The sequence below is a fragment of the Flavobacterium fragile genome (genome assembly GCF_023634865.1).
In the GTDB taxonomy this organism is placed as follows: Bacteria; Bacteroidota; Bacteroidia; order Flavobacteriales; family Flavobacteriaceae; genus Flavobacterium; species Flavobacterium fragile.
Genome location: NZ_JAMLJN010000012.1, coordinates 1 through 14,606, shown reverse-complemented (window position 1 = coordinate 14,606; position 14,606 = coordinate 1). Strand labels below are relative to the sequence as shown.

General features: G+C 32.3%; 17 protein-coding genes and 1 rRNA gene. 14 read left to right on the top strand and 4 right to left on the bottom strand.

What is annotated here, in order from left to right; genetic code table 11:
- Positions 1-131 precede the first annotated feature (131 nt).
- From NAT47_RS11760 to NAT47_RS11750, 3 genes are all read left to right on the top strand, one after another.
- Complete coding sequence (locus NAT47_RS11760; RefSeq protein ID WP_250583001.1) at positions 132-2,339, top strand: TonB-dependent siderophore receptor; 2,208 nt, start codon at positions 132-134, stop codon at positions 2,337-2,339.
- 20 nt (positions 2,340-2,359) lie between these two features.
- Positions 2,360-2,908 carry a PepSY-associated TM helix domain-containing protein gene (locus NAT47_RS11755; protein ID WP_250582999.1) on the top strand — a complete coding sequence of 183 codons (549 nt, stop codon included), beginning with the start codon at positions 2,360-2,362 and terminating at the stop codon, positions 2,906-2,908.
- Between the two features lie 214 nt (positions 2,909-3,122).
- The gene (locus tag NAT47_RS11750) at positions 3,123-3,569 is read left to right on the top strand and encodes a hypothetical protein (RefSeq protein ID WP_250582997.1); all 447 of its coding nucleotides are present in this window, start codon (positions 3,123-3,125) and stop codon (positions 3,567-3,569) included.
- A 122-nt stretch (positions 3,570-3,691) separates the two neighbouring features.
- Here NAT47_RS11750 and NAT47_RS11745 read toward each other — a convergent pair whose 3' ends face one another.
- Entirely contained in the window at positions 3,692-5,158 is a 1,467-nt protein-coding gene (locus tag NAT47_RS11745; protein WP_250582995.1) for an aminoacyl-histidine dipeptidase, read from the bottom strand.
- Positions 5,159-5,263: 105 nt separating this feature from the next.
- Between NAT47_RS11745 and NAT47_RS11740 the strand changes: the two genes are divergently transcribed.
- From NAT47_RS11740 to NAT47_RS11725, 4 genes are read left to right on the top strand one after another with little or no spacing between them, the layout of a single operon-like run.
- Positions 5,264-6,316: a DUF3810 domain-containing protein gene (locus tag NAT47_RS11740; RefSeq protein ID WP_250582993.1), complete on the top strand. Its 1,053-nt coding sequence runs from the start codon at positions 5,264-5,266 to the stop codon at positions 6,314-6,316.
- Between the two features lie 30 nt (positions 6,317-6,346).
- Positions 6,347-6,841, top strand: a complete 495-nt coding sequence (locus tag NAT47_RS11735) for an RNA polymerase sigma factor (RefSeq protein ID WP_250582991.1) — start codon at positions 6,347-6,349, stop codon at positions 6,839-6,841.
- Positions 6,842-6,843: 2 nt separating this feature from the next.
- The gene (locus NAT47_RS11730; protein WP_250582989.1) at positions 6,844-7,455 is read left to right on the top strand and encodes a hypothetical protein; all 612 of its coding nucleotides are present in this window, start codon (positions 6,844-6,846) and stop codon (positions 7,453-7,455) included.
- Positions 7,455-8,309 (top strand): TraB/GumN family protein, encoded by an 855-nt coding sequence (locus tag NAT47_RS11725; RefSeq protein WP_250582987.1) that lies wholly within the window; start codon positions 7,455-7,457, stop codon positions 8,307-8,309. The genes NAT47_RS11730 and NAT47_RS11725 overlap by 1 nt, the downstream gene beginning before the upstream one ends.
- Positions 8,310-8,343: 34 nt before the next feature.
- Here the strand turns inward: NAT47_RS11725 and NAT47_RS11720 are convergent, their stop codons facing one another.
- Positions 8,344-9,153, bottom strand: a complete 810-nt coding sequence (locus NAT47_RS11720; RefSeq protein WP_250582985.1) for a lysophospholipid acyltransferase family protein — start codon at positions 9,151-9,153, stop codon at positions 8,344-8,346.
- Between the two features lie 104 nt (positions 9,154-9,257).
- Positions 9,258-9,911 carry an NUDIX hydrolase gene (locus NAT47_RS11715; RefSeq protein ID WP_250582983.1) on the bottom strand — a complete coding sequence of 218 codons (654 nt, stop codon included), beginning with the start codon at positions 9,909-9,911 and terminating at the stop codon, positions 9,258-9,260.
- Positions 9,912-9,980: 69 nt separating this feature from the next.
- Here NAT47_RS11715 and NAT47_RS11710 point away from each other — a divergent pair, with 69 nt between their 5' ends.
- The 7 genes from NAT47_RS11710 to NAT47_RS11680 all read left to right on the top strand — a co-directional run bounded on the left by NAT47_RS11710 (position 9,981) and on the right by NAT47_RS11680 (position 14,281).
- Positions 9,981-10,424, top strand: coding sequence for a DUF4268 domain-containing protein (locus NAT47_RS11710; RefSeq protein ID WP_026726374.1), 444 nt, complete (start codon positions 9,981-9,983; stop codon positions 10,422-10,424).
- A 70-nt stretch (positions 10,425-10,494) separates the two neighbouring features.
- Positions 10,495-10,971, top strand: a complete 477-nt coding sequence (gene msrB, locus NAT47_RS11705) for a peptide-methionine (R)-S-oxide reductase MsrB (RefSeq protein WP_250582981.1) — start codon at positions 10,495-10,497, stop codon at positions 10,969-10,971.
- A gap of 3 nt (positions 10,972-10,974) precedes the next feature.
- On the top strand, positions 10,975-11,463 hold the full coding sequence (locus tag NAT47_RS11700; RefSeq protein ID WP_250582979.1) for a DinB family protein: 489 nt from the start codon (positions 10,975-10,977) through the stop codon (positions 11,461-11,463).
- Entirely contained in the window at positions 11,451-12,122 is a 672-nt protein-coding gene (locus NAT47_RS11695) for an NRDE family protein (RefSeq protein WP_250582977.1), read from the top strand. Before NAT47_RS11700 ends, NAT47_RS11695 begins: the two co-directional genes overlap by 13 nt.
- 4 nt (positions 12,123-12,126) lie before the next feature.
- Positions 12,127-13,167 (top strand): ATP-grasp domain-containing protein, encoded by a 1,041-nt coding sequence (locus tag NAT47_RS11690; protein WP_250582975.1) that lies wholly within the window; start codon positions 12,127-12,129, stop codon positions 13,165-13,167.
- 333 nt (positions 13,168-13,500) lie between these two features.
- On the top strand, positions 13,501-13,845 hold the full coding sequence (locus NAT47_RS11685; RefSeq protein WP_250582973.1) for a hypothetical protein: 345 nt from the start codon (positions 13,501-13,503) through the stop codon (positions 13,843-13,845).
- The gene (locus tag NAT47_RS11680; RefSeq protein WP_250582971.1) at positions 13,781-14,281 is read left to right on the top strand and encodes a hypothetical protein; all 501 of its coding nucleotides are present in this window, start codon (positions 13,781-13,783) and stop codon (positions 14,279-14,281) included. The genes NAT47_RS11685 and NAT47_RS11680 overlap by 65 nt, the downstream gene beginning before the upstream one ends.
- Positions 14,282-14,519: 238 nt before the next feature.
- Here NAT47_RS11680 and rrf read toward each other — a convergent pair.
- Positions 14,520-14,606: ribosomal RNA gene (gene rrf / locus NAT47_RS11675) — 5S ribosomal RNA — on the bottom strand; the annotation flags it as partial.

The following is a 14,606-nucleotide window of genomic DNA, read 5'->3' as shown; positions in this document are numbered from 1 at the left end:
TCTGACTTTAAAAGTTTTGCAATTGAAAATCAATTACTTAAAAATTTTATTTAAATTAAGTCTAAATAAATTTTGTGATTTAGTTTTAACTCGATATTTTTGCATCATTATTTTAATTAAATCTAAATAAAATGTGTAAAAGTATTTTTAAGACATTAATTTTATTATCTTCATTTCATGTTGTATCACAAGAAAACACGAGAAATGACATAATTGAAAATTACTTTACGGGAAACGACACCATAAAAAAACTTAAAGTAGTAATCGTAGAAACAAAAAACAACGCACCTAAATCATCCATAAACAGAGCTGGAATCATAGAAAAAGATTTGCCACAAGCGATTCAAGTTATCGGAATAGAAATTATCCAACAACAACAATCCATTCGTTTGAGTGATGTGGTTAAAAATGCCAATGGTGTTTATGTGGGTTCGGCTCGTGGTGGCGCTCAAGAATCATTTTGGTCGAGAGGTTATGACATGTCGACCAACAATATGTTTAAAAATGGATTCCGTTTCAATAGTGGATCCATTCCAGAAGTTTCATCATTAGAAAAAGTAGAAATTTTAAAAGGAAGCGCTGCTTTATTATACGGAAATGTAGCACCCGGTGGCATATTAAACATGGTAACCAAATCGCCTAACTTCAGAACTGGTGGTGAATTCACTATACAAGCGGGAAGTTATAATTTCTACAAACCGTCGGTTGATGTGTATGGTGCTATTAACAAATCGATTGCTTATCGCTTTAATGGTTCTTATGAAAATTCGGAAAGCTTTAGAGATTATGTTAGAAGAGAACGTTACTATGTAAATCCTTCTCTACTTTTTAAATTAAGTGACAAAACTGAAATTACACTACAAGCCGATTATTTAAGTGATGATTGGACGCCTGATTTTGGAACAGGTTCTATTGGAAAAGAAATTGCAGATGTACCCAGAAACGCTTATTTAGGAGCAAAATGGTCAAACGGAAAAACTAAACAAGCAACCGCTTCGATATTAGTAAACCATGAATTCAATAAAGATTGGAAACTGAATTTTAATTCTTCTTTCCAAGATTATGACAGGGAATCCATAGGAACAGAACGATTGCAACCAGCTACTAATGGTGATTGGAATAGACCTTACGGAAGAAACAAAGCGGTTGAACAAATCTTCGCCAACCAGATTAGTTTACAAGCCAACTTTAAAACAGGGAAAATCAAACACCAATTATTTACGGGTATCGATACCGAAATTTCGTATGCCGATGCTTATACTTTCAGATTTTATGATCCAACAACAGGTGCAACCGTAACTACATACGATACGGTAAATATTTTTGACACATCTTCTTATGCAGCTTCAAATGAAGGACCTATTTCACCTTCAGAAGTAACAAGAATCGTAAAAACAAAAACTACTCGTTTTGGAGTTTATGTACAAGATTTAATTTCGTTTTCTGACAAATTCAAAGCATTATTAGGTGTTCGTTATTCGTACCAAGAAGCAAAACCAGAAACATACAATATTGCAGCAAACACAATTACAGAAGAGACCATTCGAAACGACAGAGCTTTTTCGCCTAAAGTAGGATTGATTTACCAACCTACCAAATACACTACTTTATTTTCTAGTTACTCCAACTCATTTACACCAAATACTGGCGTTACCATTTACAACGAAGCGATTAAACCTTCTATTATTGACCAAATTGAAGTTGGTGTTAAAAACGAATTCTTTAAAGGAAAATTAACGACTAACGTAACTTTATATCAAATTGTGAACAGCAACTTAGCACAAACTGCCGAATTTGACGCAAATGGAAACCTCAACACAAACACCAATGTAAAAGCTTTAAGCGGCGAAACAACTAGTAAAGGAATCGAATTGGATATTACCTGTAAACCAATTGATGATTTCAACATTATGGCAGGTTACAGCTACAACGATATGCGCTACACCAAAACCACAGGTGCCACAGGAAGTTTTATCGAAGGGGATCGCTTGGTCAGAACACCTCAACATACCGCTAACTTAAGTTTCTTCTACACCGTACAAACTGGAATACTTAAAAATATATCGATTGGAGCTATTGGAAACTACATTGGTGACCGACTTGGCGGTTGGAACAATCAAGTAGACCCAACTAAACCAAACGGAATTTGGGATAGAGAAATTCCAGTTAATGGTTACACAACAATTGATATATCGTTAGGTTACAACTGGAAGCAGTTTTCACTCCTTTGTAAATTATCTAATATCACTAACGAGTTGAATTATACTTTACACGAAAATTATAGTGTAAACCCTATTGCTCCAAGACAAATTTTAACTTCGTTACGCTATAAATTTTAAGAATTCAATTTAAAAAAAACATGAAACAAAAATTAGTTAGAGACATTCACCGAGATTTTGGCTACTTTTATGTAGGATTGATTATTTCGTTTGCCTTTTCAGGAATTTTAATGAACCACAGAGAACATTGGCATCCTGAAAAATACACCATCGAAACCAAGAACATCAAAGTACAATTGCCCGAAGAAGAACAGATCACACAAAAATTTGCTGAAAATTTAGGAAGACAATTAGGCATCGACGATAAAATGCGTCGTCACAATATAAAAAAAGGCATGCTCAAAATTTCGTTTGAAAAGCACGATGTAGAAATCGACATGAAAACAGGGGAAGGCGAAATTGTTACTTTCAAAAAAACTCCGATTATCAGCCAAACAATGAAGTTGCACAAAACCACATCTAACTGGTGGATTTACTATTCTGATATTTTTGGAATCTCTTTAATATTAATTGCCATCACGGGCACTTTAATGGTAACCCACGGCAAAAACACCTTTAAACGCCGAGGCTGGAAACTAGCCGTAGCCGGAATAGTTTTTCCAATTTTAGTTTTATTTATACTGAGTTAATTACAAGAAGGTTCACGAAAGTGAGCCTTTTTGTTTTATGAATTGTAAATATTTTTTTATATTTGATTTTAATCAAAAACAATTTTGAATATCATAACTAAATAGCAAAAAACTTAAAGCATTTAATCTTTGACAACAAATGAAAAATTACAAACCTATAATATTTTTAATTCTCATTATAATTTCATGTCAAAATCAAGAAGTTGCAAAATCTATGCAAAAAACAAAAAGCGATAGCGTTTTACATCCGGAATCTAATGCTGTCAACAAAAACATCAAAATTCAATCAACAAATAATGATTTTCCGAAATTCTGGAAAACATTTAGAAAAGCTGTCATAAGTTTTGACACAATCCAGATTATTAATATGACGCAATTTCCTTTCAAAACAAGAGGAACTTCAGATTACGACCCAACTGTAGAACATAACAAAGAAAAATTCGTTAGCGTTTTCAAATCCTTTATAAAACAATGGAATGGATTAAATATGAATGGAACAACTGAATTAGATCATATTAGAAAAACTGAAACTCCAGATGAAACCTATGTTCAAAAAGAACATGCAAGAGTGGGTAACTTGGAATTTAAAAGGATAAATAATGAATGGAAACTTGTGTTCGCCTATTTAAATTATGATACCATAGAATCACTTGAGAAATAATGGACTCATATTAAGTATATAAAAACAAATTAGCCTAACTAATCTTTTAGTATCATTCTAATCCAAAATAAAAAAAATCCCGAGCTATCTCGGGATTCTTTTTAATTATATATTCAAACTTCTTATTTCTTAACTGGAATATTTTGTAAAATTTCCAAAACAAACTTCCAATATTTTTGAGCGGAAGAAATACTCGCTCTTTCATCTGGGCTGTGTGCGCCGTGGATCGTTGGTCCAAAAGAAATCATATCCATGTTAGGATAATTTGTTCCTAAAATACCACATTCTAATCCTGCGTGACAAGCTACTACATTAGGTTTTGATCCGTTTTGTTTTTCGTAAATAGAAGTTAATACATCTAAAATTTCAGATTTTACATTGGGTGTCCAACCTGGGTAACTTCCTGTAAATTCTACTTCGCAACCAAACAATTCGTAAGCCGAACGCAACGCATTAGCCAAATCAAATTTAGAACTCTCCACAGACGAACGCGTTAAATTCTGAATCGAAATTTCACCGTCTTTTACAATTACTCTTGCAATATTATTTGAAGTTTCTACTAAATCTACCATATCGGCTGACATCCTGTAAACACCGTTATGTGCGGCATAAATCGCTCTTAATAAGCCTTCTTGTACACCTAAATCCATTACTTTCGCTGGAGTGGAATCGCTTTTAACAATCTCAATCGTTAAATTCGGTTCCATCGTTTTGAACTCGGCTTTGATTTCGTTGATGATTTCTTGCATATCAAAAACAAAAGCTTCGTCATAAATCGCTGCTATAATTACTTTCGCAACGCTTTCTCTTGGAATCGCATTACGCAAACTTCCTCCTGAAATTTCCGAAATTTGTAAACCAAAATTCTCAAATCCGTCAAACAACAAACGGTTCATAATTTTGTTGGCATTTCCTAATCCTTTGTGAATATCCATTCCCGAGTGACCGCCTTGTAAACCTTTCACCGTGATCGTATAACCCACCGAACCTTCTGGAGTTTCTTCTTCGTTGTACGTTCTATTAGCGGTTACATCTACTCCACCGGCACATCCGATATCGATTTCATCGTCTTCTTCAGTATCTAAATTCAATAAAATTTCTCCTTCCAACATGCCGCCCTGTAAGCCCATTGCTCCGGTCATTCCCGTTTCTTCGTCAATTGTGAATAGCGCTTCGATTGCTGGATGTGGAATATCAGTGCTTTCTAAAATCGCCATGATGGTTGCCACTCCCAAACCGTTATCAGCTCCAAGTGTAGTTCCTTTAGCACGAACCCAATCTCCATCGACATACATTTCAATTCCTTGTGTATCGAAATCGAAGTTCGTGTCGTTGTTTTTTTGGTGTACCATATCCAAATGCGATTGCATTACAATGGTTTTGCGGTTTTCCATACCTGGAGTCGCCGGTTTTTTGATAATTACATTCCCAACATGATCTTTCACAGTTGGTAATCCTAATTTTTGTCCGAATTCCATCATAAACGCAATCACACGCTCCTCTTTCTTAGACGGACGCGGTACAGCATTCAAATCGGCAAATTTATTCCAAAGTGCTTTTGGCTCTAAATTTCTTATTTCTTGACTCATTGTTTTTATTTGAGGTTTAATGTTTCAAATTTAAGATAACAAAGTTACAAAGTTTAATTGCTTTACAAATTGATTTGTGATTATATTTACGTTTTAAAAAGCGTTGTGAAAAGAAAATTTATCCTTCCTTTATTTTTACTTATCCAAATCATCGTAGTGAAAACGATTGGTTTATTTCCTGATTTTGTTGAAAATTGGTACAGCAATGGTTTTTATCCGAAATTGGCTTTGGTATCCAAAACAGGATTAGGGTGGTTACCCTTTTCGTTTGGCGATGTTATCTATTTCATTCTAATTTTACTTTTATTCGGATGGATTTGGAAACACCGTATCGGCTTTTTCAAAGAATGGAAAAATAATGGATTAGCGATATTGAGTTGGGTTTCGGTGTTTTATTTTTTCTTTCACTTGCTTTGGGGAATGAACTATTACAGAATTCCGTTACATGAAAAATTGAATATTGAAAAAGAATATTCTATACAGGAATTGAAAGATTTTACAGAAAGAATGTTGGTAAAAACCAATGAACTACAATTGCAAATCACTAAAAATGATTCAGTTGCCGTTATGATTCCGTATTCGCATGACAAAATTTATGATTTGGCTTTAAAAGGTTATGAGAACATTCCAAGTGATTTACAAGAGTTCCGTTATGAAATAAAAAGTATTAAATCGTCATTGTTCAGTTATCCATTGAGTTATATGGGTTTTGGAGGTTATTTGAATCCGTTTACCAATGAAGCACAAGTCAATTATTTAAAGCCAAAATACACTTCACCATTAACCACATGCCACGAAATGGCGCATCAAACCGGAATTGGGAGCGAAAGCGAATGTAATTTCATTGGATTTGTAACAGCTGCTAAAAATGAGGATTTGTATTTCCAATATTCGGCCTACAGTTTTGCGTTGCGTTATTCTTTACATAATTTAGAAATAATTCAAGAAGGAAGTTCAAAAGCTTACATAAAAAAAATCAACAAAGGGGTTTTAAAAAACTTTGAAGAAAACGACATCTTTTGGAACCAATACCAGACACCTATCAATACCTTTTTCGAGTATTTCTATGACAATTTCCTCAAAGCCAACCAACAAAAAGACGGCATGGAGGGATATAATAAATTTATTGGACTAGCAATTGGTTATGAAAAATTGTAACAAATTAAAGCTATCTACTACTTATTTAATATGAAATCAGAATCGGAAGCACTTTTCGTTAAAGAACTCAAAGAAAATCAGAATATAATCCACAAAATTTGTAGATTGTATACTACTGATGAGGACTCACATAACGATTTGTTTCAGGAAATCACGATTCAGCTTTGGAAAGCATTTCCCAACTTTAGAGGCGATTCCAAATTTACTACTTGGGCCTATCGCGTAGGGTTAAACACGGCTATTACTTTATACCGAAAAAAGAAACGAACTATTGACACCATTGAGTTTGATAGCTCTTTTCATAAAGTAACACAAGACGATTACAACTTTGAAGAAGAAGAAAAATTAAAGCTTTTGTATAGTGCTATTAGCGAATTAAACGACATCGAAAAAGCCTTAGTTTTTCTGTATCTAGAAGATAAAGATTACACCGAAATTTCTGAAACGTTGGGGATTAGTGAAGTGAATGCACGAGTAAAAATGAACCGTGTAAAAGGGAAATTAAAAAAAATATTAAATCCGTAGCTATGGATGAGCTAGAGTTATTAAAAAAAGACTGGAAAAAACAAGAAGGTTCTTTCCAACAAATAAGCGAAAAAGAAATTTATGGAATGCTGCATAAAGGTTCGTCTTCTATTGTGAAGTGGATTTTAATTATCAGTATTTTAGAATTTATTGTTTTAAATGGTATTGGTTTTTTTATTACTGATAAAGAGATTGAAAATTTTCAAAAATTACATCCTTATTTAAATATTATAGAGAAATTTAATTACTTAATCCTTTTAGGTTTTATCTACTTATTTTACAAAAATTATCAATCAATCTGTGTTTTAGATTCTTCCAAGAAACTTATAAAAAATATCATAAAAACGCGAAAAATTGTGAACTACTATATCTATTGGAATGTATTCATTGGTAGCTTTTTTGGTTCTTTTGCATTTTATGATGGTTTTAAAGAGGGATACCAAAAAACAAATACTAACATTGAACCATTGTCTGATATTGGTGTTCTGATTATTTTTATTTTCAGTATGTTGATAGTAATTACATTAATTTTTGTTTTTTATAAATTACTTTATGGCATTTTATTAAATCGATTAAATAAAAACTTCAACGAACTAAAAAAAATAGACTACTAATGAAAAAACTTTTATTCTCACTTTTAACGCTTGCCTCTGGATTTTCTTATTCACAAGAATTAGAAAAAAGTTTACTTTGGAGAATCTCAGGTAATGGATTACAACAAGAATCGTATCTATTTGGAACGATTCACATGACTTGTGATTCTACTTTAGAAGAAAATACCATAAAAGCCTTAGAAAATACCAAACAATTATATTTAGAATTGGACATGGACGATGAATCGATGCAAAAGCAAATGATGAAACACATGATAATGAAGGATGATAAAAAACTTTCCTCATTATTAAGTGCTGAGGATTATGAATTAGTGGATGAGTTTTTAAAGAAAAACATTAAAATGTCGGCAAAAATGTTCGACAGTTTTAAACCATTCATCGTAACTACAATGTTATACCCTAAAATGCTAGATTGTCCTTTTCAATCGGTTGAAAATACTTTAATGAAAATTTCTAAAGAACAAAATGAAGAAATATTTGGACTAGAAACGGTTGAAGAACAAATGCGTGTTTTTGATAAAATTCCATATGAAATTCAAGCAGAGGAATTGGTTAAAATGGCTAAAAGTTATTTAGCAAAAGATAAAGCCGAAATGAATAAAATGATGAAAATCTATCAAAACAAAGACATTGAAGGGATGTTGAAAATGATAAAGGAATCAGACAATAAAATTTCTGCTGAAAATCAAGAGGTTTTACTGAACAACCGCAACAAGAATTGGATTCCCTTAATGATAGAAATTATGTCTGATAAACCAACATTCTTCGGTGTAGGCGCAGCACATTTAGCTGGTGAAGAAGGAGTTATAAATCTTTTAAGAAAAAAAGGCTATGAAGTAGAAGCCGTTAAATAACAAAAAAGGTTCTAAATAAAATTCAGAACCTTTTTTAATAACTCCAATGTCTTTGTTCATCTTCTTTACGTTTTTCCTCTAACACTTCTGCTGGAATAACCTTTAAAAGCGAAGGATGTTGTTCAATGGCAAATTCAATCATTTCTACTACTTCATCAACCGTTGCTGTTTCATAATCAATTTTCAAAGGTTCTTTAATTACCATCGATTGTAAAATTCCTTTTTTCTTAATCATCAATCCTTTTCTATCAAAAGAACGACGGAAACCATCAATTACTATTGGTACAACTACAGGTTTATGCTGTAAAATAATGTGAGCCGTTCCTTTTCTAACAGGTTTAAAAGAACGAGTAGTACCTTGCGGAAACGTAATTACCCAACCATCTTCTAAAGCAATTTTAATGTTTTCGGTATCATTTGGATTTACTTCTTTTTTCTCGGTAACATCTTTACCTTTTGCTCTCCAAGTTCTTTCAACAGTAATAGCACCGGCATAAGCAAAAATTCTCGGTAAAAAACCTTCTTGCATGGTTTCTTTTGCTGCTACATAATACATGTTCAACTTAGGTTTCCATAAGTACATTACATTTTTAATATTGTTCTCTCTTCCTTTCAATGCGGCATTAAAAACATGAAACATTGCCACCACATCAGCAAAATAAGTTTGGTGATTGGAAATAAACAATACATTTTTGTCAGGCAAACTTCGTATAATCTCAGAACCTTCAATTTGTAACTGATTGAAATGATGATAACGGCGATGAGTTAAAAATCCAGCAATACGAATTAACCAAGTTTTTAAAAACAATATATGTCCGAAAGGATTTCTCTTAAATAATCCCATAATTTTAACTTTTTTTCAAAACGAGAACGCAAATGTAGTAAATAAGGTGATGTAAGAAAGCAAAACTAAATAAAATCACAATAACACAATTTAATTTGAAATTACTAAAAATAAGATTTTGCTAAAACCGACTTTATAGTTTCTTTTAACTCACTCATCATCATAGCAGTAGCACCCCAAACCACATATTTATCCACTATAAAGGCAGGTACTTCAATATCATTTGCATATGATGTCGACATTTTAACGTTGGTAATTGTATTATCGTCTAAAAAGTCAACAATAGAAAACTCCAAAACCCGCTTAACTTCATCTAAATCTGGAACAAAAGTTAACTCTTCGTGAGAAACTCCCATAAATGGTGCTACTAAAAAATTACTTGGTGGAATGTAAATTTCACTAAAAGGTTTGATAATTCGAATTTTTTCTGGGTGAATCCCAACTTCCTCATGCGTTTCCCTTAAAGCTGTTTCCATTAAATCCACATCAGATTCTTCCACTTTTCCACCAGGAAAACCTATTTGAGAAGAATGAACTCCTGGATACGAATTCCGAACAATTAAAGCCAAATGTGTTACTTCATTTTTAGGATAAAACAACATTAAAACCGCTGCCTTTCTAGGATTTTTATCCCTGTAATTTTCCTCTTTTAAATAAGAAATACGCTCTAAGGGTGCCATTTTTGCATGAGCATCCGTAGAAAGAAGGGTTTCTTTTTCTATCTTTGGAAGGTGTTTTATAAAATCGTTAAAAAGCATACATTCTTAATTTAGCAACCTTAAAGGTAGCTATTTTTTTCAAACAAAATAAATTTCTAATTCAATTATATGTTCAGTAAAGAAGAAGCACTACAAATAAAAAAAGATTTTTGGATAGCCTTTGCAGAAGAATATCCACGTAAGTGGTTGTTATACAATACCAAAATCAAAGATGTAACCTTCAAATTTTATGTTGACAATAAAAAAGCACAAGTTTTACTCGATATAGAACCAAAAGACGAAGAAAAACGTAAAATATATTATGAGAAAGTAGAATCGTTAAAAACCATTCTTTTAGAAGACTATTTAGACGATGTTATTTTTGAACGTAATTTTTATTTAGAAACAGGAAAAGTAATCAGCCGAGTTTGGGTAGAAAAAACAGGAATTAGTATCAATAACAAGAATACTTGGCCTGAAATTTTTGACTTCTTTGCCGAGAAAATGGATGCTTTTGAGCGTTTCTTCTATGAAAATGAAGATTATATTAAAGATTTAGAAATCAATACGTAATTCAAATACTTTGTAACATTGTTAACATAATATTTGAATTCTTACTCTTAAATTTGAAAAAATGTTAGCTATGAAAAAGTTATTTTTATTAATCGCAATTGTAAGTTTACAATCGTGTCAATCCCAAACTAAAGAACCTAAAACCATGAATTCAAATTCTAAAAAAACCGAAGCAGAATGGAAAGCACAGCTTTCGCCACAACAATATGAAGTATTAAGAAACAAAGGTACAGAAAGAGCTTTTACAGGAGAATATTGGGATCATTTTGAAAAAGGAAAATACGTTTGCGCAGGTTGTGGAAACGACTTGTTTACTTCCGACACCAAATTTGATGCACACTGCGGTTGGCCTTCTTTTGATAAAGCCATTGAAGGTTCCGTGGTATACAAACAAGATTTAAGCTACGGAATGATTCGTACCGAAGTTTTATGTGCTAAATGCGACGGACATTTGGGACATGTTTTCGATGATGGTCCAAAAGAAACTACTGGTCAACGCTATTGTATGAATTCGGTTTCTATCAAATTTATTCCAGAAACCAAGTAAGATATGCTGGTCCAAATTGTAAAGCAAAACTTATCTGAAAATATTGATCTTCTTCAACAACTAACAAATGAAGAATTTACGTTGTCGTTCCCAGAATTAAGCAATGCCACCATTGGTGAACATATGAGACATATCATTGAACTTTTGGGTTCGCTAGTAGACCGTTACGAGAGTGGCATCATCAATTACGACAAAAGAAAACGAGATATAGTGCTTCAAACCGATAAAACAGAAGCCATCAAAATCTTAGAGAAATATCGCTTTGAACTTGATAAACCAAATAAGCAACTAGCATTGGCACACAATTGTTTCAGCGATACAGAAACGCTTGAAACTAACTACTTCAGAGAATTACTTTATAATTTGGAACACAGCATTCACCATCAAGCCTTGATAAAAGTAGCTTTGTATCGCTTACCGCACATTAAAGTTTCAGATTCGTTTGGAATTGCTCCTTCAACACTTGACTATCGAAAACAATGTGCACAGTAACGTATATTCCAACGAAAGAAGGCTGTATTATTACTTCCAATCGTGATGAAAAAATCACGCGCGACAGAGCGCTACCTCCTAATGAATATCAAATTGAAGGAAAAAAAATTACTTTCCCAAAGGACCCAAAAGCGGGTGGCACTTGGATAGCACATAACGAAACTAAAATTGTAGTTTTACTCAACGGCGCAGAAGAAAAACACCTTCCAAAACCCTTTTATCGAAAAAGTAGAGGTTTAGTAGTTTTAGAATTAATAAGTACCGAAAATTCGCTGCAATACTGGCAATCAGTAGATTTAACTGATATCGAACCTTTCACTATTGTCTTGTTCGAAAACAATAAACTATTCCAATTACAATGGAACGAAGTAGAAAAAAGTGAAGTAGAAAAAAATGAAAACCAATTCCACATTTGGTCTTCTTCTACGCTATATTCCAAAGAAATTCGGGAACAGAGAAAAGTATGGTTTACCACTTTTATAAAAAAAAACAATAACCCATCTTCAGATGAAATCTTACATTTTCATCAATTCACAGAATCGGAGAACAAGGAATATGGACTCCAAATCAATCGCAATGACACTTTAAAAACCATTAGCATCACGCAATGCCAGGTAACACAGGATAATATTAAAATGCTCTATTTGGATTTATTTTAATAAAATGACAAAACTGAATCTCTTTCTACATAAACTAACCCATTGGGAATATTGGCCGTATCAAGTGGTTTATATTCCCGTGTACTTTCAATATTTGTATTATGCAGCGAGAGCAGGTTCGTTTTTTTATTTCAATGCCTCAAATCCAACTTTTAAAAATGGTGGTTTTTTCATGGAATCCAAAAAAGAAATTTACGATTTAATTCCATCTGAATATTATCCCAAAACCCTTTTGATTGAGCCTACTGAAACATTAGAAACGATTCAAAAGAAAATAAAAGAAGCGGATATTGAATTTCCATTAATTGCAAAACCCGATATCGGTTTAAGAGGAACGGCCGTTAAAAAAATTCATAATATACAAGAATTAGCAGCCTATTTTAATAAAGCGAATTTCAATGTTTTAATTCAAAGCTTAATCCCTTACGAAAATGAGATCGGACTTTTCTACGTAAAATTACCTAAACAACCAGGTAAAATCACTGGAATAGTAGCAAAAGAATTCATGATTTTAACTGGAAACGGAAAAAACACGATTCGCGAATTATTACATCAAGACAAACGCTATCTATTACAATTAGAAGCACTTGAAGCCGAATACAAAGACAAATTAAACACTATTTTAAATGAAGGAGAAACCATTAATTTAGTTCCTTACGGTAATCATTGTCGTGGTACAAAATTCGTCGATGCTAGTCACGAAATCACTCCTGAGATGATAGAAAGTTTCAACACCATCTGCAATCAAATAGAAGGTTTTTATTTTGGTCGGATGGACATTAAGTATCATTCATTTAAAGATTTAGCACAAGGGAAAAACTTCCAAATCGTAGAAATCAACGGTGCAATAAGCGAACCCACACACATGTACGACCCAAAACACAGTTTATGGTTCGGCTGGAAAGAACTCACACGTCATTTCCATTACATGTATGTAATCAGCAAACACAACCGTAAAAACGGAGCCAACTACCTAAACTTCAAAGAAGGAGTTCACGAATTCAAAAAACATCAGAAATATTACAATACCATTTTAGAGTTTTAGGGCGTTCCCACAAGGGTCGGGCTATCCGCACTCGCTTTACTTAAAATCCTTATGTATTTTAAGTAAGAGCTCAAACAAATGCTGCTATCCCTAACCCAGAATTGGTTTTCATTTGAAATTTATTCTAAAATTTATTCTAAATTTGGTTTTTAATTTGTTTGTGGTCACGGATTGAAAATCAGAAATAACGGATTAAGGCTAGCTCTGCAAAAGCAACTGGCAGTGTAAATTTTTATAATGCAGCGAAAGGATTAACAAAAATGGTTGAGGAGGGAATGAGTTATTATAAAGATTTTGTCGTAAACACATTTAGTTGGAATTAAATAATAAATCATGGAAAAAATTATAAATAAATATTCAGAATTACCGAAAGATACTTTTAAATGGATTTTAGTAACTTTATCATTTGGCTATTTACCTTTTCTCATACTTCAAATAATTTTGACATTATTCGAAATTTTCCCTGTCAATCTTAATAATCAAGACACTTACGGTATAAAAGGAGCGATAGTTTTAATTTTATTTTCACCTTTTATTGTGATTATAATGTCTTTTTCTGTTTGGGTATATATTATTTTTGGTAATTTGGTTTTAAAATCATTAAAAAAATATTATGAAAAAAAAAGTTCTACTTTTTATTTTATTTACAACACAAATTATTGCTCAGAAATCTTTTGAAACAGTTTTTTATAATATAACAATACCCGAGAATACTACTGCAAATTTATTTAATTCATCAAAAGAAGAGTTTGCAACAACAGAGGTATATGAATTTAAACAAAACAATAAACCAAAATATTTATTCTATTTGATTTCAAATAAGTTATTAAATAATGATGAGCCTTTGAATTTGTTTAATTATTCTAATTATTTATCTGATATTGGAAATATTGAAGTTTTATCTGCGGAAAAAATTGAAGTTAATAAGATTAGAATTACTTTGAAATATAATGATAATGAAAACGTTTTTGGGGTAATGTATTTTTCAGTAACAAATAATATCTTAAACAGATTCTTATTTTTGCTCCCTAAAGCTGAATTACACGAGATGTTTTCACCAGAGATAAATAAAATATTTATGGATATTAAATACTTAAAAACGGAATGGCAATAGTAGGTAATGTTTCTGATTTAGCTGAACAACCATTCATAAATCCTAATTAAAATAGTATTAGTTAACTAGATCGCAAAAAAGTTAAACGGCATTGATGTATAATTCAGAAATGCCGTTTTTTAATAGTAAAAACAAGAAATTCTAACTGTTAAAAGTTAGGATTCTTTATTTTCAATCCCATCAGGATGGCATATTGGTAACAAAAAACCCCTCATCGAATGATGAAGGGTTTTCAAAAAAAAGGCGGCGACATACTCTCCCACATAAATGCAGTACCATCTGCGCAGTCGGGCTTAACTTCTCTGTTCGGAATGGGAAGAGGTGA

Coding starts and splice junctions, on each gene's coding strand:
- NAT47_RS11685 (WP_250582973.1), top strand. CDS start 13,501: ATGGAAAAAATTATAAATAAATATTCAGAATTACCGAAAGATACTTTT.
- NAT47_RS11680 (WP_250582971.1), top strand. CDS start 13,781: ATGAAAAAAAAAGTTCTACTTTTTATTTTATTTACAACACAAATTATT.
- NAT47_RS11730 (WP_250582989.1), top strand. CDS start 6,844: ATGGATGAGCTAGAGTTATTAAAAAAAGACTGGAAAAAACAAGAAGGT.
- NAT47_RS11725 (WP_250582987.1), top strand. CDS start 7,455: ATGAAAAAACTTTTATTCTCACTTTTAACGCTTGCCTCTGGATTTTCT.
- NAT47_RS11695 (WP_250582977.1), top strand. CDS start 11,451: ATGTGCACAGTAACGTATATTCCAACGAAAGAAGGCTGTATTATTACT.
- NAT47_RS11710 (WP_026726374.1), top strand. CDS start 9,981: ATGTTCAGTAAAGAAGAAGCACTACAAATAAAAAAAGATTTTTGGATA.
- NAT47_RS11720 (WP_250582985.1), bottom strand. CDS start 9,153: ATGGGATTATTTAAGAGAAATCCTTTCGGACATATATTGTTTTTAAAA.
- msrB (WP_250582981.1), top strand. CDS start 10,495: ATGAAAAAGTTATTTTTATTAATCGCAATTGTAAGTTTACAATCGTGT.
- NAT47_RS11715 (WP_250582983.1), bottom strand. CDS start 9,911: ATGCTTTTTAACGATTTTATAAAACACCTTCCAAAGATAGAAAAAGAA.
- NAT47_RS11755 (WP_250582999.1), top strand. CDS start 2,360: ATGAAACAAAAATTAGTTAGAGACATTCACCGAGATTTTGGCTACTTT.
- NAT47_RS11690 (WP_250582975.1), top strand. CDS start 12,127: ATGACAAAACTGAATCTCTTTCTACATAAACTAACCCATTGGGAATAT.
- NAT47_RS11735 (WP_250582991.1), top strand. CDS start 6,347: ATGAAATCAGAATCGGAAGCACTTTTCGTTAAAGAACTCAAAGAAAAT.
- NAT47_RS11760 (WP_250583001.1), top strand. CDS start 132: ATGTGTAAAAGTATTTTTAAGACATTAATTTTATTATCTTCATTTCAT.
- NAT47_RS11745 (WP_250582995.1), bottom strand. CDS start 5,158: ATGAGTCAAGAAATAAGAAATTTAGAGCCAAAAGCACTTTGGAATAAA.
- NAT47_RS11700 (WP_250582979.1), top strand. CDS start 10,975: ATGCTGGTCCAAATTGTAAAGCAAAACTTATCTGAAAATATTGATCTT.
- NAT47_RS11750 (WP_250582997.1), top strand. CDS start 3,123: ATGCAAAAAACAAAAAGCGATAGCGTTTTACATCCGGAATCTAATGCT.